Origin of the sequence: Butyrivibrio sp. AE3009 (assembly GCF_000420845.1) — a bacterium.
Classification (GTDB): Bacteria; Bacillota; Clostridia; order Lachnospirales; family Lachnospiraceae; genus Butyrivibrio.
The window spans coordinates 1-26578 of sequence record NZ_ATVS01000006.1; the positions used below are offsets into that span (position 1 = coordinate 1).

The window sequence follows — 26578 nt, forward strand, 5'->3', positions numbered from 1 at the left end:
CTGATTCCTGTGCAAGAAGGAGCTCATCAAGTCTGTTCTGATAAGCGTTCTCCTCGTTAGGAGTAATAAGCCAATTAACTGTAACGTCACCGATCTTACCGGTTGTTCCATCAACTACCTCGTATCCGGGATAGTGATCTGTCAGACGTGACTTGAACTCTTCGTTCCAAGCTGAAATGTTGAGAACCTTACCCTCATCAGCTGCAGGAGCTGCTGCTTCCTCAGTTGCAGGTGTCTCTGCTGCAGGTGTCTCTGCTGCAGGTGTCTCTGCTGCAGGTGTCTCTGCTGCGGGTGTCTCTGCTGCAGGTGTCTCTGCTGCAGGTGTTGCTGCTGTCTCGCCGCAAGCGGTAAGCATTCCTGCTACCATTGTTGCGGAAAGGATCATACCAAGTAACTTTTTCTTCATAACCAAATTACCTCCATCTCCCTTTTTATATGGTATTAGTAAGTTATTTATTTAAAACAGCTCATGCCGTCTTAAATCAAGTTTAAAAAAGTTTCTTCTATATTAAGTTGTCAATATTCAATTGATCTTCTTGACGGTCTGACCGGGTTCAAGCTTGCCGCTTACAACCACCTGCTCTATAAGAGTTCCCTTGGGGTTGTTGATGAGATCTATAAGCTTGATGGCTGCCATCCTGCCGATCTTCTCGGTATCCTGAACGCAGGTTGTGAGCCTGGGACTGATTCTGCCCACCAGCTCAATTCCGTCGTATCCCACCACCGAAACATCATCCGGTATGCTAAGTCCTCTCTGCCTGATAGCATTGATGCCTCCAAAGGAAGCCACATCATCGGGATAAAAGATGACTGTCGGAGGATCCTTGAGATTGAGAAGCTTGTTGGTGGCTGCAAATGCCGCATCCGTATCTCTGTAGGGTGAAGCTATCACGTATTCATCAGGGATCTCAACGTCCAGATCCTGTAAAGTCTTATAAAAGGAACTCAGTCTGTTCTGGGTTACGGAAGATTCCATACCGTGAACATAACCAATCTTGCGATGTCCCTGTTCATATACATATCTGACAAGCTCATTCATTCCGGAAACGTTGTCCGAAACAATCGCTATTCTGTTATAGAAGAAATGGTCAATTGTAACTACCGGGATATTGCTCCTGACCAGCTCGTCCACCTCGGGATCGGTAAAATCAACACAAGCGATCATCACGCCGTCAAACCCTCTGTAAATAGCATGTGAGAGATATGACATATTGTTGATCCTGGCCTTACCTCCATTAATAAAGGTAATGTCAAAGCCGTTCTCCTCAGCAGTTCTCTTGAAGCTGTCCAACACATGATTGAAATAATCATGTGTAAGTCCGCTGTTGGCTTCATCCACAAACAGGACTCCGATGTTGTTACTCCTGTTGGTCTTGAGCGCCTGTGCGGCTGCGTTGGGTCTGTACCCAAGCTGTTCGGCAACCTCCCTTATTCTCTCCTTGGTGTCCTTACCGATATCGCTATGGTCGTTCAGTGCCTTGGACACCGTTGCCACCGATACGCCGCAAGCCTTGGAGATATCTTTTAATGAAACCATTCTCCTGTTCATAGCAACCTTTAAATTTCGTACTTAATCGTTTTCGTGATTTAAATATACAACACATTGACATCAAAATCAATAGGTTTTTAATTTCTTTTGTGCATGTTTTATATTTTTGTGGCATTTTAACAATTTTGTTATCTGTTTTTCATACATAATTAACTTACCGTATATATTTTGTTCATATTTTTAGTAAACGTTTTCGCACATTTTCGCTGATTTGAGTTTCGTTAAGTAGTATTCGTTTATTCGTTTTTCATTTGAAACCGCTTTCAAATTTTGCCCTATTTTTCCTATGGTTGAGCCAAAAATGAGTAGTCAAAATTTTTGTTGCAATTAGTACAATTCTCATATATAATGTGCCTAGAAAATTATCTTAAACGTTTAAGTGAGAACGGGAGGTTATACAATGAAATACGGCTTTTTTGATGACAATGCCCTTGAGTATGTTATCACCACTCCGAAGACTCCTCTTCCTTGGATCAACTACCTCGGCAACAAGGAGTTCTTTACCCTGATATCCAACACCTGCGGCGGATATACCTTTTATAAGGATGCCAAGCTCTTAAGACTTACACGTTATCGTTACAACAATGTTCCTTACGATAACAACGGTAAGTACTTCTATATTAAGGATAATACAGATGACGTGATCTGGAATCCCGGCTGGCAGCCTGTCAAGACTACTCTTGATTCCTATGAGTGCCGTCACGGACTTGGCTACAGCAGATTCACATCATCCAAGAACAAGGTAGAGGCAAGTGTCCTTACTTTCGTTCCCATGAATGACAACTGTGAGGTTTCACAGATCACTATTACTAATAATAAAGAAACAAAAGCTGACCTTTCTCTTTTCTCATATGTAGAATGGTGTCTCTGGAACGCAGACGACGATATGAAGAACTTCCAGAGAAACCTGAGTACCGGTGAGGTTGAGATCTCAGAGAACGGATCTGTTCTCTTCCACAAGACCGAGTACAGAGAGCGTCGTAATCATTACGCAGTTTATGCCGTTAACTCCAAGGTGGACGGTTTCGATACCAGCAGAGATGCATTCCTGGGCGCATACAACGGACCCGACAGCCCGGATGTTGTTGCTGCAGGCAAGGCTACAGATTCAGTTGCAAGCGGCTGGTCACCAATCGCTTCACACCAGATCAACGTAGAGCTCAATCCCGGCGAGTCCAAGACCTTCATCTTCGTTCTGGGTTACGTTGAGAATCCTGAGGATGACAAGTGGGAAGCTCCCAGCGTTATCAACAAGAAGCCTGCTTTTGCTATGCTTGACAGATACAAAACAGATGCTGATGTAGAGAAAGCCTTCACAGAGCTCAAGGACTATTGGAAAGAGCTTCTTAGCATCTACCACGTTTCATCCTCCAATGAGAAGGTTGATCGTATGGTTAATATCTGGAACCAGTATCAGTGCATGGTTACCTTTAACATGTCACGTTCTGCTTCCTACTATGAGTCCGGAATCGGCCGTGGAATGGGCTTTAGAGATTCCTGCCAGGATCTTCTCGGATTCGTACATCTCATTCCGGACAGAGCAAGAGAGCGTATCATCGATATCGCTTCCACACAGTTCCAGGATGGTAGCGCTTATCACCAGTATCAGCCTCTTACCAAGAAGGGTAACTCAGACATCGGCTCAGGCTTCAACGACGATCCGTTATGGCTCATCGCAGGAACCAGCGCATACGTCAGAGAGACAGGCGATCTTTCCATTCTTAAGGAGATCGTTCCTTTCGATAATGATATGAGTGTTGCCAAGACACTTATGGAACACCTTAAGTGCTCCTTCAACTTCACAGCTACTCACAAGGGACCTCACGGTCTTCCTCTTATCGGACGTGCTGACTGGAATGACTGCCTGAACCTCAACTGCTTCTCAGAGCATCCCGGTGAGTCCTTCCAGACCTTCGGACCTTCTGAGGGACCTGTTGCAGAGTCAGTATTTATCGCAGGCATGTTTGTTAAGTACGGCGAAGAGTATGCTCAGCTGGCTGAGCTCCTCGGAGACGACGCAGAGGCTAAGAGAGCCCGCGAAGAAGTTCAGAAAGTATACGACGCTGCCATCACAGCAGGCTGGGACGGCGAGTGGTTCGTTCGTGCATACGATGCATATTCTCACAAGGTTGGTTCAAAAGAGTGCGAGGAAGGCCAGATCTACATCGAGCCCCAGGGCTTCTGTGTACTTGCCGGAATCGGTGTTAAGGAAGGTCTCGCAGAGAAGGCTCTTAAGAGTGTTGAAGAGAGACTTGATACCAAGTATGGTGTAATGATCCTTCAGCCCGCTTATACCAAGTATCACCTTGAACTTGGTGAAGTAAGCTCATATCCACCGGGATACAAGGAGAACGCAGGTATCTTCTGCCACAACAATCCTTGGGTATCCATCGCTGAGACCGTTCTCGGACACGGCGACAGAGCTTTCGAGATCTACAAGAAGACCTGCCCTGCTTATGTAGAGGAAATCAGTGATATCCACTGCACAGAGCCTTATGTATACTCACAGATGGTTGCCGGCCGTGACGCCAAGTTCCACGGACAGGGCAAGAACAGCTGGCTTACAGGTACAGCTGCCTGGACCTTTGTAAATATCTCCCAGTACATCCTGGGTGTATATCCTACACACAACGGCCTGTCCATCAATCCTTGCGTACCTGAGGGCTTCGGTGACTTCGAGCTCACACGTAAGTATCGTGGTGCAACCTACAAGATTTCCGTTAAGACTAACGGCGCTCAGAAGGGAATTTCCAAGCTCGTTGTTAACGGCAAGGAAGTTAGCGGCAATGTAATTCCTTACGATGCTTCTGTTAAGGAATACACTGTAGAAGCTATCATGGGTTGATCTATAGATTAACAGTTCAATACAAATAATTAAGAGCATGTCTCCTGCTATTCAATTAGGTGACATGCTCTTTTTTGCTCATCCAAAAAGAAGCAGAGCCATATACAAGCTCCGCTTCCTCAGTTCTTTCTTCATGAGAATCATCTTCTCCCGGAAATTCTAATGAGTCAGCGAGGGATGTTTTTTATACCAATGGGGACGGTTCTGTTTGGTAAAGTTTTGTTTGCAAAACTTTACCAAACAGAACCGTCCCCATTGGTATAAAAAACATCCCTCACCAGCTTATTTCCTCATATATGCATTAATAGTTTCCTTCATACGATCAGCAGGCATGGTAAGATTTTGCATTGATTTACTTTTGTTCAATGTGTCAATTATGGCCGCAATGTAGTGATTCATGCTGACACTGCAATAATATTCTTTCTCAAGCAGCTCAGGCTTCTGATATACCAAATTGGTGGTGAAAATGCGGTCAAAAAATCCTTCTTCATAAGCCCTATCAAGCTTGGCAAATCCGCCGGAGAAAAGGCCAAAGGTAGAAAAAACAAAGATGCGTCTTGCTCCTCGCTCCTTTATCTGCTTGCATACATCTATGATGCTTCCACCTGAAGCTATCATGTCGTCTACAATTACAGCATCCAGTCCTTCAAGACTTCCGCCGCAGAAATCATGTGCGATGATGGGATTGGTGCCGTCTACTATATTTGCATAATCTCTTCGTTTATAAAACATACCTAGATTTACGCCAAATATCGAAGCAAAAAATACCACTCTTTCCGTCGCCCCTTCATCGGGAGCAATGAACATAAGATGATCTGAATCTATTTGAATATCCTCATATTCTGTCAGGAATGCCTGAGTAAACTGAAGGGCAGGCGAGATATTCTCGATTCCGTTAAGAGGAAGAACATTCTGCATTCGCGGGTCGTGAGCGTCGAAGGTTACTATATTATCCACACCCAGAAACTCCAGCTCTTTGAGCATTACCGCACAGTCCAGAGACTCTCTCCCCGTCTTCCTGTGTTGCCTGCTCTCATACAAAAACGGCATAACCACAGTAATCCTCTCAGCCTTACCGTTGCATGCCGCTATAACCCTCTTCAGATCCTGGTAATGATCATCCGGGGACATCCTGTTAAGTTCACCATCCATCTTGTACTTCAGCGAATTGTTACATACATCCACCAAAATATAGATATCCTTATCCCTCACCGACTGTCCGATTACACCCTTAGCTTCACCGCTGGCAAACCTAGGACACTGCGCCTCAATAAGGAAATTCTCCTCTTTCCTCCACCCGCACAATATCTGATTGATCCTCTTTGCCCTATCAGCATAGGATTCCAATGCAATAATGCCTAATTGTCTATCGCTCATGGAAACACCTCCATAGCCCTCATTCACGCTATTAAGTCAATTATTACACCTTAATTCTACAAACCCCCTCCCACAATATCAAATTAAAATTTTAGAAACCACGGTTAGGGAGATTTACGCACACGTCAAAAATGCCATCTGACCGAAGTCAGATGGCATCGTTGATTAATCATTGTTACAATCTTGCGAATTCAAAATATATCTATATATTAGAATAAGGCACTTTGTAGTCTGATTAATGCGCTCAATTCCCTTAGAATTAAAGCTTGTTTACGTTTACGGCCTGAGGTCCCTTTTCGCCCTGGATTACATCATACTCTACAGAAGCGCCCTCTTCGAGAGACTTGAAGCCTTCCATGTTGAGTCCTGAATAATGTACGAATACATCATTTCCAGCCTCGTCTGAGATGAAGCCATAACCCTTCTGGTTGTTGAACCACTTAACAGTACCTTTGTTCATCGTAATACCTCCACAAAAATAAAAAAATAATCGTTCTGTTGTCTATGACAACATATTAAGATTATCACAGTTATGTACCAAAGTAAAGCGATTTATGCCAATATGAGAAAAAAATGTGAAAACTTTGTGTCCTGTTTTTTAAATTATCCCTCACCCCTTTACTTTAGAGTTTTAGCGTGATAAAATATTTAAGCATGAAAGTGTTATAAACGGATTATTGACCATATATGCACCACTTATGCGTTTCATAATTATATCGGAGGTTTCATAATGAACAAAAAAATCAGAACAGATTCAGTTGATCACTTATTCGACGCCATTCTTTGTCTGCAGAACAAGGAGGAGTGCTACAGCTTTTTTGAGGATCTGTGTACTGTAAATGAACTTTTATCACTTTCTCAGAGATTTGAGGTCGCTTCAATGCTCAGAGACCACAAGACCTATCTTGAGATTGCTGAGAAGACCGGAGCATCAACAGCAACCATCAGCCGTGTTAACCGCTCACTCAACTATGGTGACGACGGCTATGAGCTTGTATTCGAGAGAATGCAGGAGTAATCCGGATAATGATTCATAACGAAAGGCTTGCGAAGCTTAATACTTCGCAAGCCTTTTTTATTCCCATTTTATCAGTCTCAGCCGCTAATAAGCGATGTTATAAACCTTACCAAACTTCTTTCCAGTCCCAGCTGCGCTGTTACAATATTTGCCAGACAGTACAGAATGAATACGATCATTCCCACATTGATGATAACGTTCTTAAAAATATTGCCCTTCTCCAGCTCTCCGGGAACAGCGGCGAACTTAACCTTCTTTGCATTGACTGCAATAAGCACAACTCCGGCGATAAGGAAAAGAATAATAAAGAATCCGATCAGTCCAACTGCGGCAATTGCAGCGGCATGTTCAGTGCAATAATTCATATATGCTTCCATATCACCGCCGTAGATATATCCTGTCATCTCTTCGATGTCCAATCCCTGCATGACTACCTGAGCCAGAACAGTTGAAATGCCATTGACAAACATATGCATAAGAATTGTATAGATAATCTTGCCGGTACGAAGGTATACGTAAGCAAAGAATGCTCCCAGTACAAAAGCGTATACAAACTGCGAAAAGTTACCGTGGTAAAGACCAAATACAAGGCCGGACATAAGCACGGCTGTTTTCTCGCCAAATCTTACAGTTCTGTCCACAAGGAATTTTCTGAATGTAAGCTCTTCGCAAATAGGCGCAAGAACTACAGCAACCAAAAACATAACAACGGGAGGAACTCCGGTCATAACATCCAGTATAGGGTTAACTGCGCCTTTACCCGTAGCAGCTCCGATACGGATATTGATAATTGTGCCAACTAAATTGGATAAAGCTCCGAGAGTATAAGCGATGGGAAAACATGCAATAAGCATACCGATTCCCATACTCTTTTTGGGAATCTCGGTTTTCTCAAGATTTCTGATGGCAAGGTACATTCCCGGATAAGTAATGAGAACCAGCACCGCATAAGTGATCAGAATGTTAGCTGCCATGGATGAGAAAATCTCCGGATTAACTTTCTTTAATACCAAAGATAAGATCACTACCAGGACCGTGTAGACAAGCTGTCCGATAGAATAAGTAAGACCAAAACGTGAGTAGGTCTTTTTTGCATTTAATTCTTTCATTTTTCCTCCAAAATACTTTTTACATATAAATAAAGACAAAGGAAATTATACAACAAAAGACGCCGCAGTAAACCACGACGTCTCTGAATTCACAGTTATTTCAAATTTGTAAAAAGCGCTGCACGGGGATTATTTGTTCTTACCCTTCTTATCGTGCTTGTCTCCATCCTTCTTGTCTGAAGTGTCGGCACCAGCGTTATCTGCGGCGCTACTCTCTGCAGAAGCTGCCTTGTCTGCAGCTGCCCTCTCCTTGGCAATGTCTGCCGAAGTCTTGTCGAGACCGGTCATATCGCATTTACCTGCAAAAACCGCATTCTCGTCAATGATGATTCCCTTGCAGGTAACGTCCCCATACACCTTGCCTGTGTCGGAAATCTCGATTTTGCCCTGAGGAGCGGAAATATTGCCGTTGACCTCTCCTGCAATGTACACGTTCTGTGCTGATACAGTGCCAACTATCTTGGCCTCCTGGCCCACGATGAGAGCACCGCTGATTGTAACATTTCCCTTAACCGTTCCGTCAATCCTTGTAGAGTCTTTGGTTGTAAGAGGACCGTCCAATACAGCTCCCTGGCCGATAATTGTTCCTACCTGCTCAAGTGATGCATCAAATGTTGTCTCTTTCTTGCCAAACATTTTTCGTAACCTCCGTTTTTAGCCGTCTATTTCAATTAGATCTTCAGGGTTGATAAACTTATCATCCTGCATGATCTGATAGCCCAATTTAAGGTTGTCCTTGGTGACAACAAAAATAATATCGCCTTTGTCGATGGTAGCACCCTCGCTCACAAGAGGATCGCTTCCGTTACGATAAATTGATATATATCCATTGCCATGATCGATGGTAACGGAGTTGCCAAACTTGGTATCTGTGGTAACCGAAGTGATAGTGCCGGTACCCGAAGCTATGATACTGCTGCCATCAGCAGCTGTAAAAACAACAATAGGATTACCCGATACTTCATCCTTATTCTCATCGGTGATTTCAGTGACCTCTGTTGCGGTGAGGTCATCCGCAGCCGGAACCATAGAAGCCGTACCTGTCAGAGGAAACCCGGAAGGAATGGCAAGTCCCTCTGCTTCTTCCGCAGAGAGCTGTTCATCCTCAAGTCTCTTGTTAATGGCTGCGCTAAGCTGCAGAGTCTCTGTCTGAAGCTGTGAATTGGCAGCCTCTAAATTAGTATTCTCCTGCTGAAGCTTCTCAATCTGTACCTTCTGCTCGGCCTGCAGGCGCCTTAAGGAGCTGATCGTCATTGCCGAATATATCATGTAGCAGACAATCGCAACACCTATGATAAAAAGTGTGTAGGCCATCAGCTGTGTCTTGAAATGATTAAGGTGCAGGCTCCTGGTTGAGCCATCCGAATCACCGGATATTATCATAAAAGTATAATGTCTTTTGTGTCTGTGTTTCCTAGGCTTAGAATTTGCGCTCATATTCACCTCCGCCTAACTACCTATTCTAACACAGACACCCGTATTTACGCAAATTTCAGCCGGTTTTGGATTTGTAGCGTTTACGGCAGAAGAATGTATTCACCGCACACCTCATTTGAGTCCTTCTATAGTGAATACAAATGGGGCTCACAAAAGGTTACAAAAATTCTGAAAAAATAAAAAAACTGCCGCGAATTGACGCAGCAGCTAATACTTATTGACATGCCGATATAATATTTTCCATCTTAAGAGGGCCTCCGAAAATATCCAAGGCGCTTCCGACGGTGACGTCTACTTTTCCTTTTCCAATCTTCTTAAGCTTCTCGATGTCAGATAAATCTTTTACTCCTCCGGCATAGGTGATGGGGATCTTGCCCCAGGAGCCAAGAATCTTGGCGACATTCTCTTCGATGCCGTTCTGTTTGCCTTCCACGTCAGCGGCGTGGACAAGGAACTCGTCGCAGTACTGTGACAGTTCATCCAGGGTTTCCTCGCAGAGTCTGACATCCGTCATCTTCTGCCATCTGTCGGTGACGATGTAGTAGCCATCCTCGGCGGCTTTGCAGGAGAGGTCAAGAACGATGTGATCCTTGCCAACGGCGTCCACCAGTTTCTTTAAGTTGGAATAGTTGATCTTGCCGTTCTTAAAAACGTAGGATGTAACAATTACATGTGTGGCACCGGCTTCTAAAAACTCCACCGCATTATCCGCAGTTATTCCACCGCCTATCTGAAGGATTCCGGGAGCTCCTTGCAGCGCCTCTATAGCCTGGCGTCTGCTACCCTCATAGTTGGGGCTGTCCACCGGGTTAAGGAGAATGATGTGGCCGCCGGTCAGGCCGTGTTCTCTATACATTCGGGCATAAAAAACAGCGTCCCTGGAGGAGACGAAATTGTCTTTGGCGGTGTCTCCTTCATCACGGAGGCTGCTGCCAACAATCTGTTTAACTTTTCCATTGTGGATATCGATACAGGGTCTGAAATTCATGTTGTGCTCCTAGATGGTTGTTGAGATGACAAGGGGACGGTTTTATACCAATGGGGACGGTTCTTTATGGTATAGTTTTGAGCATGTAATGACATGTAAAATTTCTTTCTAACGAAAACTATACCATAGAGAACCGTCCCCATTGGTATAAAACCGTCCCCATTGACTCATCCCGTCCCCTTGTCATCGCGTCATTTATGCCAGCGCGTCGCTCATATCATAAAGGCCCGGTCCCTTGCCTGCAAGGAACTTGGCTGCAGTGATGGCGCCTTTACCAAAGATTGCTCTTGAATAAGCTCTGTGAGAAAGAGTTACCACTTCGTCGTGTCCTGCGAAGATTACGTCGTGGTCACCAACGATGGTTCCGCCTCTTACTGCGGAGATTCCGATCTCCTTGACAGGTCTCTTCTCTCTTCTTGTGCTTCTGTCATAAACGTATTCATACTCATTGTTCAAAGACTCGTTGATGCTGTCAGCAAGGGCAATGGCTGTGCCGCTGGGAGCATCGAGCTTCTGATTGTGGTGCTTCTCAACTATCTCGATGTCAAAGCCTGCTGCTGCGAACAAAGGAGATACCTCCTTGAGCACCTTAAGAAGTGCGTTAACGCCAACAGACATGTTAGCTGATTTAAGGATTGCAACCTTGGAGGAAGTCTCTTTTACCTTGGCAAGCTGAGCCTCTGACAGTCCGGTGGAGCAAAGAACCACAGGGATATTCTTGCCAGCGCAGTGATCAAGAAGTCCGTCAACAGCAGATGCATTGGAGAAATCAACGATGACATCCGCATCCACATTGCACTCGGCAAGACTCTTGAAAACAGGGAAGCTGTAGCTGCTCTCGCCATAAGCGTCAACTCCGGCAACCACCTCTATATCATTATCCTCTTTGACCAGGTCGCAGATAACACGACCCATACGGCCGTTGCAGCCGTGCATTATCATCTTCGTCATTATATTCACCTCTGTCTGTGTAAGTTATGTAACAACGGTAAAAAAACTATCAGATAAGTCCGTACTTCTGCATCTCACCCTTAAGAACTTCCTGATGAGCGGGTTCCATCTCTGTAAGAGGAAGACGAAGAGGACCTGCCTCAAAGCCGATCATCTTAAGTGCGCTCTTAACAGGAATAGGATTAACCTCGCAGAAAAGTGCGCTTACAAGGGGAAGAGCCTTGAACTGAAGCTCTCTTGCAGCTGCGAAATCACCCTCAAGGCACTTAGCACAGATATCATGTGTCTGTCTGGGAGCTACGTTGGAAAGAACGGAAATAACTCCGATTCCGCCAACTGACATGATAGGAACGATCTCGTCATCATTGCCTGAATACAGGTCAATACATCCGCCTGCCAGCTGCATCATCTTGGAGGTCTGGGCGATATTGCCTGTGGCGTCCTTGATACCAACGATATTCTTGTTGTCGCGGCAGAGCTTAACTGCTGTCTCGGGAAGGATGTTGCACCCTGTTCTGCTGGGTACATTGTACAGAAGGATAGGAAGATCAACTTCCTTGGCAACAGCCTCGAAATGTGCGATAAGACCGCCCTGTGTAGCCTTGTTATAATATGGAGTTACAAGAAGAAGTCCATCAGCGCCGTACTCCTTGGCCTGCTTGGACAGCTTAACTGCTGTCTCTGTGCAGTTGGATCCTGTACCTGCGATAACAGGTATTCTCTTGTTAACCTTATCGATACAGAACTTAACAACCTCCATGTGCTCTTCCTCTGACATGGTTGCTGCTTCGCCTGTGGTTCCGCAGACGATGATCGCATCTGTTCCATTCTCAATCTGGAACTCGATCAGTCTTGCAAACTCGTCGTAATTAACACTTCCGTCCTCAAAAAATGGTGTGGCGATCGCTACGCCCGCTCCTTTAAAAATAGCCATGTTTTCCTCCTTATTTGGCCTTCGGCACCTCGAATATCCATAAGAAAAGGCTCAGCAGAAATATCTGATGAGCCTATCGTAATCCGATTTACAGCATAAAAATACTGTTTCGATAGCGCCCCATCTTGCGATGACAGTCATACAGCTCTTAACTGTATGCCCAAGCATTCAGAACTTAAGGTTCCTGAACCTTTCGGCATATTCACCTTTCATAATGCGTCTTCTGCTCCTTACAGCATCAGCAAAATTACTCTTTGAAATATGCAACCTCTATCTCTTGTTGTTTGCAGTTTTATAAATAGTACAACGCTTGTCAAGGACCTGTCAAGCCATCCGCACATTTTCCTTTAACCTTCACAGTAATTGCAATCATATTCCCCAGAACAGGTATACAATCAGCGATCCTACGATCGTAGCTGCAAGTGAAGTGCACAGGATATATTTAAGTGCTGCGCCCACCTTGCCCTTGATCTCATCACAGGCATAGACAATGCCCAGGGATGTAAATACCAGTGACGCCGTCATGTATCTGAAGTCGCTGCTGCAGGTGTAAGGATATTTGAACACATACAGGCAGAAACTAAGCAGCATGAAGATGTAGGTAAATGTCAAAAAAGTGGTGCGAAGAACGGGCTTCTTTTCCCTGATCTCACCAAACAGCTTTTTCAGATAACCTGCGATAAATACTATTGTTGCCAGGATTCCCGCTATGATGGAAGCCACATAGGCTATCTGAGCAAAGGCCAGAAGGCTGTTACTGATTCCCATAGGATATCCTTCCGCGAACAGGCCGGTCTGGAAGAGAATAACCCAGGTATTGTGGATCGCTGCAGCGCTGAGCGGATGGAACGGAAACTCTGCGTGGAGTTCAGCGATCGATGGAATTCCGATTATGGACCAGACTGAATATTCACCGGTGTACATGATTGATTCGTTGGGAATCAGGGCCGGTGAAGGGATTCCGGGCTTTTCTCCGAAGAGCACCAGGTTTCTCACGATATAAGAAAGACCTATCGGGATGGAGATAACGCCGAATACCACGTACTGTAAAAAGGCATTTCCAACAGCTTTTTTGTCCCCGGATCTGATCACGGAGATGAAATGCATCAGGAAAATAAGTGCTATCGAGAATGCGCAGATGGCAGTATTGAGCTTACTGATCATTCCAAAGCCCAGGGAAAGAGCGATCAGAATTATGTTACCGAAAGTCTTGTTGCGGATCCATACGAGCGTGCGCCATATTGTCGCAAGGAGCAGAAGCAGCGCCAGGATATCGTTATTGACTGAGCCGCCCAGCACCATCATTCTGGGATGGAAGGCAAAAAGCGCAAGTCCCAGGGGCAGATAATCCTTCTTGATCCCGCTCTCCAGCAAAATGCAGAGCATAACCACCATACACAGTCCTGAATAGATAAGCGTCGGAACCTGAAGGTTTTCAAAAGCAAGAGCCTCATCTACTCCAAGAAGTCTCTGCACCGTCATCCAGATTGCCTCGATGATATGGTGAAGCGGCGGATGATAGTATCCGAAGTGATCATAAGGGTTCATATCCGGCAGATGGAAGAACTTATAGATGTATTCAATGTAGCCGATATGTCCGTTATTTATCATTTCGGTGCCAAAACCGGTATAGGTTCCGTCGTCATTCTGTAGTGTATGAATGTCATGGAAAAGAACATATCCTGCCCTCATCAGCATTCCAAACCATATGCTCCAGAGAATTAGACCCTCGCTGTCTGTTTTCTTCCGGCTTATCTGCCATATTGCAGCGCTGATACTAAGGACTCCCACAAGGATCAGCATAGCCACCTGGGGCTGAATGGGCGCTCCCGCAGCCACTGAGGTTACGGGATTAGCCTGAAGGAATGCCACCAAAACGGCAACTGCCAGGACTATGATATTCGCTCTTAAAATAGTATTCTTTTTAATCTGTGTCATATAAACTCCCACACGTCATATCATTTCTGTTATTTCTATGATCGGTCTTAACTATTAACCCGACGATACAATAATAGCATAGATCAGCCGATATTGTACTTACGCTTCTGGGCAGGGGTAAGGGCTGCGTCTTCGCCGAACTGCTCTTTGGCTTCCTCGATCAATTCTTCATAGGTCCTTCTCCTGACTTTCCGAAGCTTTCCTCCCGACTCATAGATGATCACTTTATTGTACTTGGAAATATAGGTTGCACCACCGGGGAACTTTCCAAGCAAGCTATAGTTGTCAAGATCAAAGATATACATGCCGTTATAGTAACCAAAAGCAAGTTCATTCTTCTGCGTATATTCTTCCATACCGGTTTCGGTCACACGTGACGCGCTCATTTCAACCATGAAATCATGGGTATTACGGTCAAAGATTCTGAAGTACGAATCATCTCCATACAAAAATATCATGGAGTCATCCGATGAAATACCAAAAGAACTCGAAACGCTATCCGGATAAAACTCTATTTCCTCAACTACAGTTTTGTTTTCTATATCATACAGTCTTACCATTCCATCGCTGCAGCAGAGAAGGAGATATTTCTCATCACTGCTTAGTTTTATATTATTATCTACTCCGCCAATATGTAAATTCTTTTCCAGCAATGTTGTTTCAAGAGTGTCCGGATCCAAACTGTACAGCCACCCGTTTATCGTACTGATAAACACTCTCTTATCATCGCAAACCACAGCACCGTTTATACGCCCCGGCAAAACCATTGTTCCTTCAATCAGTTTCTTTTTCTCTGACAGGTCAACAAGCATGACGCCATCAAATGTGGCATAAAAAAACTGGTACTTATGTCCGGGAGAAACTGCATTTTCCCAATAATAATTATCTGTATCCAGGTTCGTTTCATGAAGTTCTCCTGTGCTTATCGTATACCAGCCAAAAGCACCGGAAGCTCCTGTAAACATAATCGTATCTTCATCAGCATAAAAAACATCTTCATGCCGAACACCATGCGCAGTAAAACTGTCAAGTTTTTTATCCGTCTCGGAATCATACAGAGTAATTTCTACGAGATTATTGTCATCATCTAACCCTTCCTTATAGCTCACAGCGCATAAATAGGTGCTCTCATCGGGACTGGCCCCAAGACTGAGAGAACCGATTCTGACACTATCCACATCTTCTATAGCCTTATCCGCTCTGATATTAAGTATTCTGATATCCGGAGAATTAATACTGGTAGAAACATATTGACCACCTGCAATTTCAAGTTGAACAATACGTTTTCCCACGTTCCCGGCATTTTCCTCTGAAGTTGCCTCTGTTTCCGCATTGAACAAATACAGATTTCCGTTGTAAGTACATACAAAAGCATTCTCATTCTCAGGGAAGTACATCATTTTCGTTATATAACTCTCAGGAACAGTGTATCTGTTAATAAGCTCTCCCGTATGAAGGTCCAACGTATATAAGGACTTGCCCGCCGCAATAAGGATCTGATCGTGAGTACCTTCATCATCCGAAAAATTCCTTGATACTATGCGCCAATAATCACAGGCATATGAATTGTCATTGTAGAAGGTATACTCTTTTTCAAAAACAGGTTCGCTGCTGTCCTCGTCAAATCTCTGAACCATCATGGGGGCAGGATCCTGATCGTAATAAGAGGATTTCATGATACTTGCAACAACAAGTCCGCCGTCATCGGTATAACCAATAGCCACAACCATGTTGCCCCAGATTGTAAGGTCTCTTTTTTCGTCGGTCTCTATGTCTATTTCGGCCACCATGTTAGTATCCTGATAAACTATGGCAACCTGACGGCAATCCTCTGAAAACGCCATCTCAAAATCAAAAAAATTACCGGTTCCGCAACCCTTTTCCCCAACGAGTATTCCTGTGCTTGTGTCATAAACACTTATTATGTCATAGGAGCTCACAGCCACCAATTTGTACGCTATGTCAAAACATGCCCTATAGTTTTCTTTTCTAAAAGAAACCTTATATACTTCATTACCATCTGCGTCTATGGCAAGAAGTTCGTTTGCCGCCACAAAATAGGCTGTATTACCCCTTATTCCAACACCAAGGATTTTCTGCCTGTCACTATTATTATCATCCGTTTTTTCAATGATGGCACCCTCTACCAGCTTTTCTCCGGTTCGGGCATCCCAGATATAATAATTGTAATACGCATCATAACTGGCGATATAAGTTCCTTCAGCGTTAATCGCACACTTTACAACCGTCGCTTTATGCTTAAGAAGTCTGTCGGTAGTCAGTTCATGGCCAAGGCTATAGCAGTCCAGAGCATTGGCAAGTGCAACCTCTGCATCCGCCACAAGGGGCCTGTCATCGCCCTCCTTGGGAAGTCCCTCCATTGCTATCAGTGCCGCAGTCTTCCTGTCTCCTTCCGCAAGAACCTCTGCGGAAGTCTTGGCAAGGACCCTGGACTCGTTAATAAGCTTTTGTCTGTAGTTCTCGTTAATCCTGTTGAGATTGTAGGCATTGTAGGCGCCAAAGGCTGTTCCGGCCAGTGCCACGGCTGCGGCGGCCAAAACCATCCTTCTCATCACACGCTCTCTTCTTCGCCGTCTCAGGTCCTCGTAGTCAACTCCCAGAATTGCAGCCACAAGGCGAAGGCTCTCGCTCTTAATCTTGTGCCGTATCTCTCTGTAGTTCTCTCCCCTCACGTCTGCTGCCAGCGGCTCCACCGGATTACCGAAATCATCGGTCATTATCTGATGGGGAAAAGAGTCCTCGGGCTCTCCTTCTGCCAGAACCGCCAGCACATTTTCTCTTCCGTGAAGTGCGATGAAGGTGTCGATCTCCTTCATGACCCAGGCAGACTCTTTAGTCTGCGGCGTGCAGATAACCACCAGAAACTCAGACTCCCTGAGGGCTGCCTCAATATTTTCACCAAGATCGCTCCCAATAGGAAGCTCCTCCTGGTCTCTGAACACTCGCTGAACTCTCTTTTTTCCCGTAAGCTTCCGAATCTTTCTCGGAATTCCGGCGGTCTCCAGAGCTCTGTGTATCCCCTTTGCCACAAACATGTCCTTCTCAAGGTGTCTGTAGCTTATAAATGCATCATATTTCATACTCAATCTCTTCTCCGGGTTCAGGGAAATCAACGAACGCCGTATCTCCTTTTTTCGCGCTCCGTCAAGGTGCAGTCTCCATACTCTTCTTTGGCATCCTGTATCAGTTCATCCACTGACCTGACTTTGAATCTGCGCAGGATTCTTCTGGTATTTGCAATTATGTATTCGCCGTTATGAAGGTAAGCTTTTCCATGTTCACATTGAATGAAATAATTGTATGAATCCATATCCAGTATTATCATGCCATCCGTATTGATAAAGACCAGTCGTCTGTTCTCTGTATCCTCCTTGAACTTCCTGACCTCCTTACATACGGAATACGCTTCATAAACATATTCGTGGGTCTTCAGATCATAGATCTTAATATACAGATCCCTTCCCTGCATATAGAGCTTGGATCCATCTTCGGAAACATCGACAAAGCAGTCGCTCTCCATATCGCAATCAACAACCTCCAGGACCTTACAGGTATCAGCATCGCACACCCTGAGCATCCCATCCTTGCATCCCACCAGCAGATATTTATCATCAGTGCTCAACCAAAAGCATCTCACTTCGAAATCCTGCAGAATTTCCTCCACGGTACCCTTTTCCACATTTGTTTTGCAAAAACGGTTATTGTTGGAAATATAGAATAAGCTTTTAGCATCTCCGGTAAATTCCGCATATAATCCCGGTGCATTATCATACTCGTCCCATTCTGCAATTGTCTGATCGGACACAACCTTTTTGCTGCAGACATCCACAATAGCAAGACGCCCACCATACTTCTCGGCCTCAGCCATATAGAGTCCATTATTGGAAAAATATGATTCCTCCATGACAGGATCAGGAATTGCTTGTATTTGCTCATGTTTGTCACTGCTTATGGAATAATAGCTTATGATTCCATCCTGACCGGGAACGACTATGGTATCGTCATCTGTAAAATATGCCTGACTGCCATAGCAGTCCTTAGCTTTGAAGGATGCCAGTTTATCCCCGCTCTCCGTATCATATACGGTAATCTCAGGATTGGACATCTCCTCCATATCATCGGAAGGATAGTATATACAGAACTTTTTTCCGTCAGGGCTCTCAGAAATATAAGAGCTGTAGTCATCGCGGGGATCCTCATTTTTTTCCAAAACAAGCGAATCCTTGCCGGCTCTCTGCGTCAGCAGGAACAGATTTCTGTTCTTGTAGCTTCTTACTATCAAAAGGCCGTCACTGAAGCGCAGATCCAGTATTCCGGCTTTTATCTCTGTAATATTCTTGTCATAAGCAATTCCGGTTTTGCCATCCAAGACAATGTAAGTTCCAAGCAGGGTTCCGATACCCACATCGCTGCTGTCCTTGTCATACACAACTCCGGTGATCTCACTGTCGGGAGAATATTTGCCGATAAGTTCACCGTTTTGCTGATCAAGAAGGTAAAAGGTCTTGCCGGCTACCAGCATCACTTCTGAGTATTCCTTGCCGTCAGCAGTGTACTTCCTCGAATTGATCTTGCACCCGATGCTGTACTTAGTCGAATTGTCAAACATATACTCTTTTTCAAAAATCTGTTGACAGGTATCCACATCAAACTTCTCAACAGTCATGGGTTTGGATACGTAAGTTTTGTAATCCTCCTCCGGCATACTGCAGGTCCAGAATTGTCCGTCTGTAGTAAAATTCATGGCAAGAATATAGTCATATTTGGGTTCAACAACCATATAGCCCATATCCAGAAGGAATATTGCAACACATCGATGATCATTATCATCTTTACATACCACAGCGACGATATCATTTCCAAATAAAAGTACCTGATTCTGATAATCACCTTCTTCAACAGGTGCGTAAGCAACTATCTGCTCACCGGTAGCGGTATCATAGACTGCCAGCCTCTCACTGGTAGTGACCACTACTCTTTCTCCGGTCTGGGAAAAATCTACCCCTGCAAACATACCTTCTATGGTCCCCATATTAAGCGGAACATCATACAACTTATTGCCTTCTTTGTCATATGCACAGAGACTGTAATCCGTAACCACAACAGCAGTGGAATTGTAGCTGCGTACATCAAGAATTATCTCCGCATAGCCATCTCCAAACTCAGGCTTCACCTGACACAAAAGCTCCCCGCTAGCGGTATCCCACATATAGACCTCGTCAGTCTCCGTATATGAGACCACATAACCGGTGTCGGGATCATAATCAAAATCCTCGACTTGCACGTCGTGCTGAAGAACTCTGTCATAACTGAGCTCTTCCCCAATATCATAGGTTCCTAAGGCCATAGAAAGAGAATATGCCGCAGTTGATACATAGGGCCTGTCACCCCCGAATCCGGGAAGCCCTGCCATGGCTATCTTAGCTGCAGTTTTTCTGTCACCGCTTTCAAGGATATTTGTTGATTTTTCGGCGAGTGTCGCCGATTCCACGATAAGCATCTCCCTGTAATTCTCGTTTATTCTGGCCAGGTTCCAGGCACTGTACAGGCCAAAGGCCACACCAAGAGCAGCTACAGCCACGGCGATTCTCATATTTCTTTTAACAACTCGCTCTTTGTGGCGCTGTCTTAAGTCGTCATAGTCGCAGCCAAGGATTGACGCCGCAAGGCGAAGGCTTTCGGTTTTGATCTTATTTGCAATATCTCCTTTGGAATAACCTCTGACATCTGCGGCAAGAGGTTCTCTGGGATTGCCAAGAGCATCGGACAGAAGCTGCGGCGGAAAAGACTCCTCCGGCTCCCCCTCTGCAAGAACCGCCAGAACATGATTTCTTCCCCTGAGTGCTATAAAGGTATCTATCTCCTTCATGACCCAGGCAGACTCTTTGGTCTGTGGCGTACAGATAACAATAAGATACTCGGACTCACGAAGAGCCGCTTCTATTTTTTCACCAAGGTCGCTTCCGATTGGAAGCTCATCCTGGTCTCTGAATACTCTCTGAATCTTCTTTTTGCCTGTGAGCTGCTGAATCTTTTTGGGAATTCTGGCAGTCTCCAGCGCTTTGTGTACCCCCTTGGCTACATACATATCCCTCGGAAGGTGTCTGTAGCTTATAAATGCATCATATTTCATACCTTTTCTCCCAATGCAAAAGTGCGACTCCATCTTATAAGATTTGCACAAAAATGTAAACTTTTATTACAATACTTTTACTGATTTTTTATTGAACTATAAAAAAGTGCGTGCTATACTACATTAGTTTGAAAACAGATGGATTTTTTTACATATTAATAGGAGAAATAATTTATGAAGCAGACAAGAAATGATGTAAGAAACGTTGCTATTATTGCCCACGTTGACCATGGTAAGACTACCCTCGTTGACGGACTTCTTCGCCAGAGCGGTGTTTTCCGTCAGGGTCAGGACGTTGTTGAGCGTGTAATGGACTCCGGCGATATCGAGCGTGAGCGTGGTATTACTATCATGTCCAAGAATACTGCTATCACATATAAGGATATCAAGATCAATATCATCGATACTCCCGGCCACGCAGATTTCGGTGGAGAGGTTGAGCGAGTTCTGAAGATGGTTAACGGCGTTATCCTTGTTGTTGACGCTTTTGAAGGCCCCATGCCTCAGACCAAGTTCGTTCTTGGTAAGGCTATGGATCTTGGTCTTCCCGTTATCGTATGCGTTAACAAGATCGACAGACCCGAGGCAAGACCTAATGAAGTTATCGACGAAGTTCTCGAGCTTCTTATGGACCTTGGAGCAGATGACAACCAGCTTGATTGTCCTTTCGTATTTGCATCAGCCAAGGCTGGAACTTCTTCACTTAGCGTTGATGAGCAGGGCACAGATATGAAGCCCCTTCTTGATACAATCATCAACTACATTCCTGCTCCTGTAGGCGATCCTGATTCCAGCACACAGGTACTTATCAGCACAATCGACTACAACGAGTACGTTGGACGTATCGGTGTAGGTAAGGTTGACAACGGTGTTGTTAAGGTTAACCAGGAGGTTATTGTAGTTAACCACCATGAGCCTGAGCGCCGCATCAAGACCAAGATCGGTAAGCTCTATGAGTACGACGGCCTTGGAAGAGTTGAGGTTCAGGAGGCCAAGATCGGTTCTATCGTTGCTATTTCAGGTATCGAGGACCTTAAGATCGGTGATACACTTTGCTCAGTTGACAATCAGGTTGCTATTCCTTTCCAGAAGATCTCTGAGCCTACAATTTCTATGAACTTTATTGTTAATGACTCTCCTCTTGCAGGTCAGGAAGGTAAGTACGTAACATCAAGACACCTTCGTGACAGACTCTACAGAGAGCTTAACACCGACGTTTCTCTTCGTGTTGAGGATACAGATACAACAGAGACCTTCAAGGTATCAGGACGTGGTGAGCTTCACCTGTCAGTTCTTATCGAGACCATGCGTCGTGAGGGCTTTGAGTTCGCAGTAAGTAAGGCTGAGGTTATCTACCACACAGACGAGCAGGGCCACAAGCTTGAGCCTATGGAGAAGTGCTACATCGATGTTCCTGATGAGTTCTCAGGAAGCGTTATCCAGAAGCTTGGTGAGAGAAAGGGTGAGCTTGTAAACATGGGCGCAGGTAACGGCGGCTATACACGTATCGAGTTCAACATTCCTTCCCGTGGACTTATCGGTTACAGAGGTGAGTTCATGACAGATACCAAGGGTAACGGTATCATCAATACTATTTTTGACGGATATGCTCCTTACAAGGGAGATATGAACTATAGAAAGACCGGTTCCGTAATCGCATTCGAGAGCGGCGAAGCTACAGCTTACGGCCTCTTCAATGCTCAGGACCGTGGACAGCTCTTCATCAAGACCGGTGACAAGGTTTACTCCGGAATGGTTATCGGAACCAGCGGAAAGAGCGAGGACGTTGAGGTTAATGTCTGCAAGACCAAGCACCTCACCAACACGAGAACTTCTTCCTCAGATGAAGCTCTTCGTCTTGTTCCACCTCGTATCATGTCACTGGAGCAGTGCATCGAGTTCATTGATAACGACGAGCTCCTTGAGGTAACACCTACATCACTTAGAATCCGTAAGAGAATTCTTGATCCTACTCTCAGAAAGAGAGCTAATTTCAAAAATAACGCAAAGTAATATTTATCCCGGACGCCCTAAGGCAGACAAATGCCTTAGGGCTGTTCCCTTTATTACGGTATCAGTGCACTCTCCGATTGATTCTTCAGTCACAGATACTACTCCCTCGAAGTCCTCAATAACTGCCCTATTATCTTTTGAGAAAAATCCCTTTAAAATTTTTACTGTTTTCCATACAATAGTTCCCCTAAAAATACTATGATTATCAAAATATCGGTATAGGAAAAGCACGCATATTGCAAGTAAATACCAGCAGGCGTGTATAAATTATCTTAATAAACAGCTTATGAGCACATGATCTCCCTCACATTCAGATCAGATAATATCCTTTATCACCCTGGGTAATGGTAATCTGACCTTCACATTTCTGGGTGAGGCCATCGGTGATCCTGCTGATGTCTGCTTCACGGACGCAGATGTCGAATTCTACGTCAGCTTCGTAGCGGGAATCTGCGATGGGGATTTCGTTCTGATTAAGATAATATTGGACGTTGTTTATCATGTTGTAGCCTACCTTAAGGGTGAGCTTCTGAGAATAGACCTTCTCTCCCACTTCACTGGCTGCAAGCCCTGCCTGAGCCGCCTGAGTGTAGGCTCTGACAAGTCCGCCGGTTCCAAGGAGAACGCCGCCAAAGTATCTGGTCACAATTACCAGGACGTTGGTGATTCCTGCTCCGGTGATCACTTCCAATATAGGCTTGCCTGCGGTTCCCGAAGGTTCTCCGTTATCACTGCATCTGGTGTTCTCACTGTTTTCCCCGATCACAAATGCATAGCAGTTATGTCTTGCATCCCAGTATTTCTTGGATATCTCCGCAATCTTCTGCTCTGCCTCTTCCTGGGATTCTACTGAGAAGACGTTAGCAATAAAGCGGGACTTCTTCTCTACTATCTCCCCGCTGCCGTTTTTAGTTATTACTTTATAGGATTCCAATTTTCCCATTATTCAATCACCTTTTATCAATTCTTATATGGTCTATCTTAACATGAGGTAATTGTATTGGCTACCGTACGCCACCCTTGAAAAAGAAGAACCACATCCATGTTGTGTCACCATCGAATGTCTTTGCTCTGACCTAATATAAACAGGAAATCGAGAGACAGGGTTCCCCAGCGCAGACCGGAATGGACCGCAGTGATAAAAATTTCGTCCTTATAACGCTGAGGTGAATTCATGAGCGTTTCAGACAGGCAAACGGTCGATTGTTCTGAGCGAAGTCGATATGAGACCGTTTGGCTTGATGAAATGCCATGAAATCCCGATGGGTTATGGCGGAATTTTTTATCACTGCGGTCCATTTCGGTCTGCGCTGGGGCCCCGTCCTCCTTCACCCTCTTATGTTCCGGGCAGCAAAAACCTCCCGGGTGGCACAACCTCGGGGGATGTGGTATAATTGGTAGGTTAAAATGGACTAAAAGCGAGGTTTTATATATGAACTATGGAAAAAGGGGTATCGTGAAGCAGGCAAGAGCCATGAATTCCGGTACCGACAAATGGGGAAAGAAGCTGAGTCTCTTCGGTTTCTACCTTGTCCTGGCATCGATAATCGGACTGGTCATCATAGGTTCCAGTGCAGGAATTGGTGTATTTAAGGGCATCATAGACACAGCTCCTGACATCACTAACATAAACGTAACACCTACAGGTTTCTCCACCTTTGTTTACGACACCGACGGCAATCAGATAGCCAAGCTGGTATCCACAGACTCCAACCGTATTCCTGTTACCAAGGATATGATCCCGGAGAACCTGTCCCACGCCTTCGTTGCCATCGAGGATGAGCGTTTCTATGAGCACAACGGTATCGATATTCAGGGTATCATCCGTGCCGGATTCGTAGGTCTTTCCTCCGGTGAGTTTTCACAGGGTGCCAGTACCATTACACAGCAGCTCCTTAAGAACAACGTCTTTTCCGGATGGACCAACGAGAGTAAGCTCCAGAGTGTTAAGCGTAAGATCCAGGAGCAGTACCTGGCTATCCAGCTTGAGAAGAACATGAGCAAGGAGGACATTCTCCTTAACTATATGAACACCATCAACCTTGGTTCCAACACCCTTGGTGTTCAGGCTGCTTCACTTCGTTATTTCAACAAGTCCTGCAGCGACCTGTCACTTTCGGAATGTGCGGTAATCGCGGCTATCACTCAGAACCCCAGCCGTTTCAACCCGATCACTCATCCGGAAAAGAATATGGAGAGAAGAAACAAGGTTCTCGGCAACATGCTCAAGCATAACTACATCACACAGATTGAGTATGACAAGGCCGTTGCTGATGATGTTTACTCCCGTATCCAGACTATTAACCAGGAGACAGGTGGCGACAACACCATCAACTCCTACTTTGTTGATGCCCTTACCAATGATGTTCTTGACGACCTTATTTCAGCAGGTTACAACGAGACACAGGCCTACACACTTCTTTACAGCGGCGGTCTTAAGATCTACTCAACTCAGAACCCCCGCATTCAGAAGATCTGTGATGATGTATATCAGAACGAAGACAACTATCCTGCAAGTACCAAGTATCTTCTTGATTACAAGCTTTCGGTACAGGCTTCCGACGGAACCGTGACCAATCACAGCTCCGAGATGTTTACAGCTTATTTCAAGCAGAGCCAGAAGAACTTCAACATGATCTTCGACTCCCACGATGCAGCTAATGAAGCTATCGAAGAGTACAAGTCAGTTGTCATGAACGAAGGCGACACTGTTATAGGCGAGACCATCAATCTCCTTCCACAGCCTCAGGTTTCCATCACCGTTGAGGAGCAGTCCACCGGTTATATCGTAGCCATGGTAGGTGGAAGAGGTGCCAAGACAGCTTCAAGAACCCTGAACAGAGCTACAGATTCCTACAGACAGCCCGGTTCAACCTTTAAGATTCTGTCAACCTATGCGCCGGGTATCGACAGCGCAGGTCTGACACTTGCGACAGTATTTAACGATGCTCCTTTTGCTTACTCCGATGGCACACTGGTTAGAAACTGGTGGGGCTCAGAGTACAGAGGACTTAACAATGTAAGAACAGCCATCAAGGATTCCATGAACGTAATTGCCGTTGAGGCACTTACCCTTATCAATCCTCAGCTTGGCTTTGACTACCTCAAGAACTTTGGTTTCTCAACCCTTGTTGAAAATGAAGTTATTAACGGCAAAGTCTTCTCAGATATCCAGCAGTCAACTGCTCTGGGCGGACTGACCAAGGGTGTTAAGAACTATGAGCTTAACGCAGCCTACGCTTCTATCGCCAACGGCGGTGTTTACATCAAGCCCAAGCTCTACACCAAGATCGTTGACCACGACGGCAATGTCATCCTGGACAACACCGAAGCAGAGAGTAAGCGAGTACTCAAGGAAACCACAGCATTCCTGTTAACAAGTGCAATGCAGGACGTTGCAACTTCAGGAACCGGCGCTTCCGTCAACTTCGGAACAACAGCCATTGCTGGTAAAACAGGTACAACCTCCGATTACGTCGATGTATGGTTCGCAGGTTACACCAACTATTACACAGCAACAACCTGGGCCGGCTACGACAACAATGTAAACATGAAGGACACAGCGGAAAAGAATCTTGCCAAGACCCTTTGGAAAAAGGTTATGGAGCAGGTTCACGCCGACCTTCCTTATTCATCCTTTACAATGCCAAGCGGCATCGTAAGTGCAACAGTATGTTCAAGATCAGGCAAACAGCCTATTGCAGGCCTTTGCGACGGAACACTTTATTCGGAATACTTCGAAGAGGGAACCGTTCCCACAGAGAGCTGTAACGTACACTACGGCGGAGTTATGTGCGCGATAGACGGCATCCCCGCAACAGAGAGCTGCCCTTGCAAGACCAGCGGTGTCTTTGAGCTGACACCGGAGGTTCCGGCAGCGCTTCAGTCAGGATTTGTTAACTATACGCCAACCAACTCGGCTTACACCACCGTCACCGATGAGAATGGCAATGTGACCACGGTTCTGAATCAGTGTCATCACACACCGGAATTCATGTCACAGCCCGGTATTGAAGGAATAATCCAGGGCGAACAGGCAGCCAAGGCAGCCGCTGCTGCCGCAAACGGAGAGCAGCCTGCAGCTGCTCCTCAACCTGAACAGCCGGCAGCACCTGCAGAGCAACCGGCAGCTACCGAGCAGCCCGCAGCTCCTGCACCGGCTCAGCCCGAACAGCCGGCACCTGCGCCTGCGCCGGGAGGTTGATTTAGACGAACTTAAAAAGAAGAGATGTCACCTCATAGACATCTCTTCTTTTTTTGGACGG

The 26578-nt window shown here is 45.3% G+C and carries 17 protein-coding genes, 1 pseudogene and 1 riboswitch; of the genes and pseudogenes, 4 read left to right on the top strand and 14 right to left on the bottom strand.

Annotation, left to right across the window (positions count from 1 at the left end; all coding sequences use genetic code 11):
• A pseudogene (locus G588_RS22945) lies at positions 1 to 406 on the bottom strand (carbohydrate ABC transporter substrate-binding protein); the annotation flags it as partial.
• Between the two features lie 117 nt (positions 407 to 523).
• Complete coding sequence (locus G588_RS0104700) at positions 524 to 1537, bottom strand: LacI family DNA-binding transcriptional regulator (RefSeq protein WP_022777607.1); 1014 nt, start codon at positions 1535 to 1537, stop codon at positions 524 to 526.
• 412 nt (positions 1538 to 1949) lie between these two features.
• Here G588_RS0104700 and G588_RS0104705 point away from each other — a divergent pair, with 412 nt between their 5' ends.
• Entirely contained in the window at positions 1950 to 4394 is a 2445-nt protein-coding gene (locus tag G588_RS0104705) for a GH36-type glycosyl hydrolase domain-containing protein (RefSeq protein WP_022777608.1), read from the top strand.
• 282 nt (positions 4395 to 4676) lie between these two features.
• Here the strand turns inward: G588_RS0104705 and G588_RS0104710 are convergent, their stop codons facing one another.
• Both G588_RS0104710 and G588_RS0104715 read right to left on the bottom strand, forming a co-directional pair.
• A complete protein-coding gene (locus G588_RS0104710; protein ID WP_022777609.1) occupies positions 4677 to 5771 on the bottom strand; it encodes a ribose-phosphate pyrophosphokinase in 1095 nt (364 codons plus the stop codon).
• 259 nt (positions 5772 to 6030) lie between these two features.
• Complete coding sequence (locus tag G588_RS0104715; RefSeq protein WP_013281837.1) at positions 6031 to 6231, bottom strand: cold-shock protein; 201 nt, start codon at positions 6229 to 6231, stop codon at positions 6031 to 6033.
• Between the two features lie 270 nt (positions 6232 to 6501).
• On the opposite strand from G588_RS0104715, the gene G588_RS0104720 reads away from it, so the two are divergent.
• On the top strand, positions 6502 to 6789 hold the full coding sequence (locus G588_RS0104720) for a YerC/YecD family TrpR-related protein (RefSeq protein WP_022777610.1): 288 nt from the start codon (positions 6502 to 6504) through the stop codon (positions 6787 to 6789).
• 77 nt (positions 6790 to 6866) lie between these two features.
• On the opposite strand, the gene G588_RS0104725 is transcribed toward G588_RS0104720, so the two are convergent.
• The 9 genes from G588_RS0104725 to G588_RS0104765 all read right to left on the bottom strand — a co-directional run bounded on the left by G588_RS0104725 (position 6867) and on the right by G588_RS0104765 (position 20300).
• On the bottom strand, positions 6867 to 7898 hold the full coding sequence (locus G588_RS0104725) for a CPBP family intramembrane glutamic endopeptidase (RefSeq protein ID WP_022777611.1): 1032 nt from the start codon (positions 7896 to 7898) through the stop codon (positions 6867 to 6869).
• 129 nt (positions 7899 to 8027) lie between these two features.
• Positions 8028 to 8534: a bactofilin family protein gene (locus tag G588_RS19200; protein WP_022777612.1), complete on the bottom strand. Its 507-nt coding sequence runs from the start codon at positions 8532 to 8534 to the stop codon at positions 8028 to 8030.
• A gap of 18 nt (positions 8535 to 8552) precedes the next feature.
• Positions 8553 to 9335 (bottom strand): murein hydrolase activator EnvC family protein, encoded by a 783-nt coding sequence (locus G588_RS0104735; RefSeq protein WP_022777613.1) that lies wholly within the window; start codon positions 9333 to 9335, stop codon positions 8553 to 8555.
• 214 nt (positions 9336 to 9549) lie between these two features.
• Positions 9550 to 10323 (bottom strand): phosphoribosylformimino-5-aminoimidazole carboxamide ribotide isomerase, encoded by a 774-nt coding sequence (hisA, locus tag G588_RS0104740; protein WP_022777614.1) that lies wholly within the window; start codon positions 10321 to 10323, stop codon positions 9550 to 9552.
• A 195-nt stretch (positions 10324 to 10518) separates the two neighbouring features.
• Positions 10519 to 11274 carry a 4-hydroxy-tetrahydrodipicolinate reductase gene (dapB, locus tag G588_RS0104745; protein ID WP_022777615.1) on the bottom strand — a complete coding sequence of 252 codons (756 nt, stop codon included), beginning with the start codon at positions 11272 to 11274 and terminating at the stop codon, positions 10519 to 10521.
• A gap of 49 nt (positions 11275 to 11323) precedes the next feature.
• Complete coding sequence (dapA, locus tag G588_RS0104750; protein WP_022777616.1) at positions 11324 to 12208, bottom strand: 4-hydroxy-tetrahydrodipicolinate synthase; 885 nt, start codon at positions 12206 to 12208, stop codon at positions 11324 to 11326.
• A 105-nt stretch (positions 12209 to 12313) separates the two neighbouring features.
• Positions 12314 to 12489: riboswitch (Lysine riboswitch) on the bottom strand.
• A gap of 88 nt (positions 12490 to 12577) precedes the next feature.
• On the bottom strand, positions 12578 to 14146 hold the full coding sequence (locus G588_RS0104755; protein ID WP_022777617.1) for a hypothetical protein: 1569 nt from the start codon (positions 14144 to 14146) through the stop codon (positions 12578 to 12580).
• A gap of 83 nt (positions 14147 to 14229) precedes the next feature.
• A complete protein-coding gene (locus G588_RS0104760) occupies positions 14230 to 17247 on the bottom strand; it encodes a toll/interleukin-1 receptor domain-containing protein (protein WP_155830742.1) in 3018 nt (1005 codons plus the stop codon).
• Between the two features lie 29 nt (positions 17248 to 17276).
• Complete coding sequence (locus G588_RS0104765) at positions 17277 to 20300, bottom strand: TIR domain-containing protein (protein WP_022777619.1); 3024 nt, start codon at positions 20298 to 20300, stop codon at positions 17277 to 17279.
• 174 nt (positions 20301 to 20474) lie between these two features.
• On the opposite strand from G588_RS0104765, the gene typA reads away from it, so the two are divergent.
• Positions 20475 to 22313: a translational GTPase TypA gene (gene typA, locus G588_RS0104770; RefSeq protein WP_022777620.1), complete on the top strand. Its 1839-nt coding sequence runs from the start codon at positions 20475 to 20477 to the stop codon at positions 22311 to 22313.
• Between the two features lie 310 nt (positions 22314 to 22623).
• Here the strand turns inward: typA and G588_RS0104775 are convergent, their stop codons facing one another.
• Positions 22624 to 23256, bottom strand: a complete 633-nt coding sequence (locus G588_RS0104775) for a YigZ family protein (RefSeq protein WP_022777621.1) — start codon at positions 23254 to 23256, stop codon at positions 22624 to 22626.
• A 489-nt stretch (positions 23257 to 23745) separates the two neighbouring features.
• Between G588_RS0104775 and G588_RS19205 the strand changes: the two genes are divergently transcribed.
• The gene (locus G588_RS19205) at positions 23746 to 26517 is read left to right on the top strand and encodes a transglycosylase domain-containing protein (protein ID WP_022777622.1); all 2772 of its coding nucleotides are present in this window, start codon (positions 23746 to 23748) and stop codon (positions 26515 to 26517) included.
• The last annotated feature ends 61 nt before the right edge of the window (positions 26518 to 26578 follow it).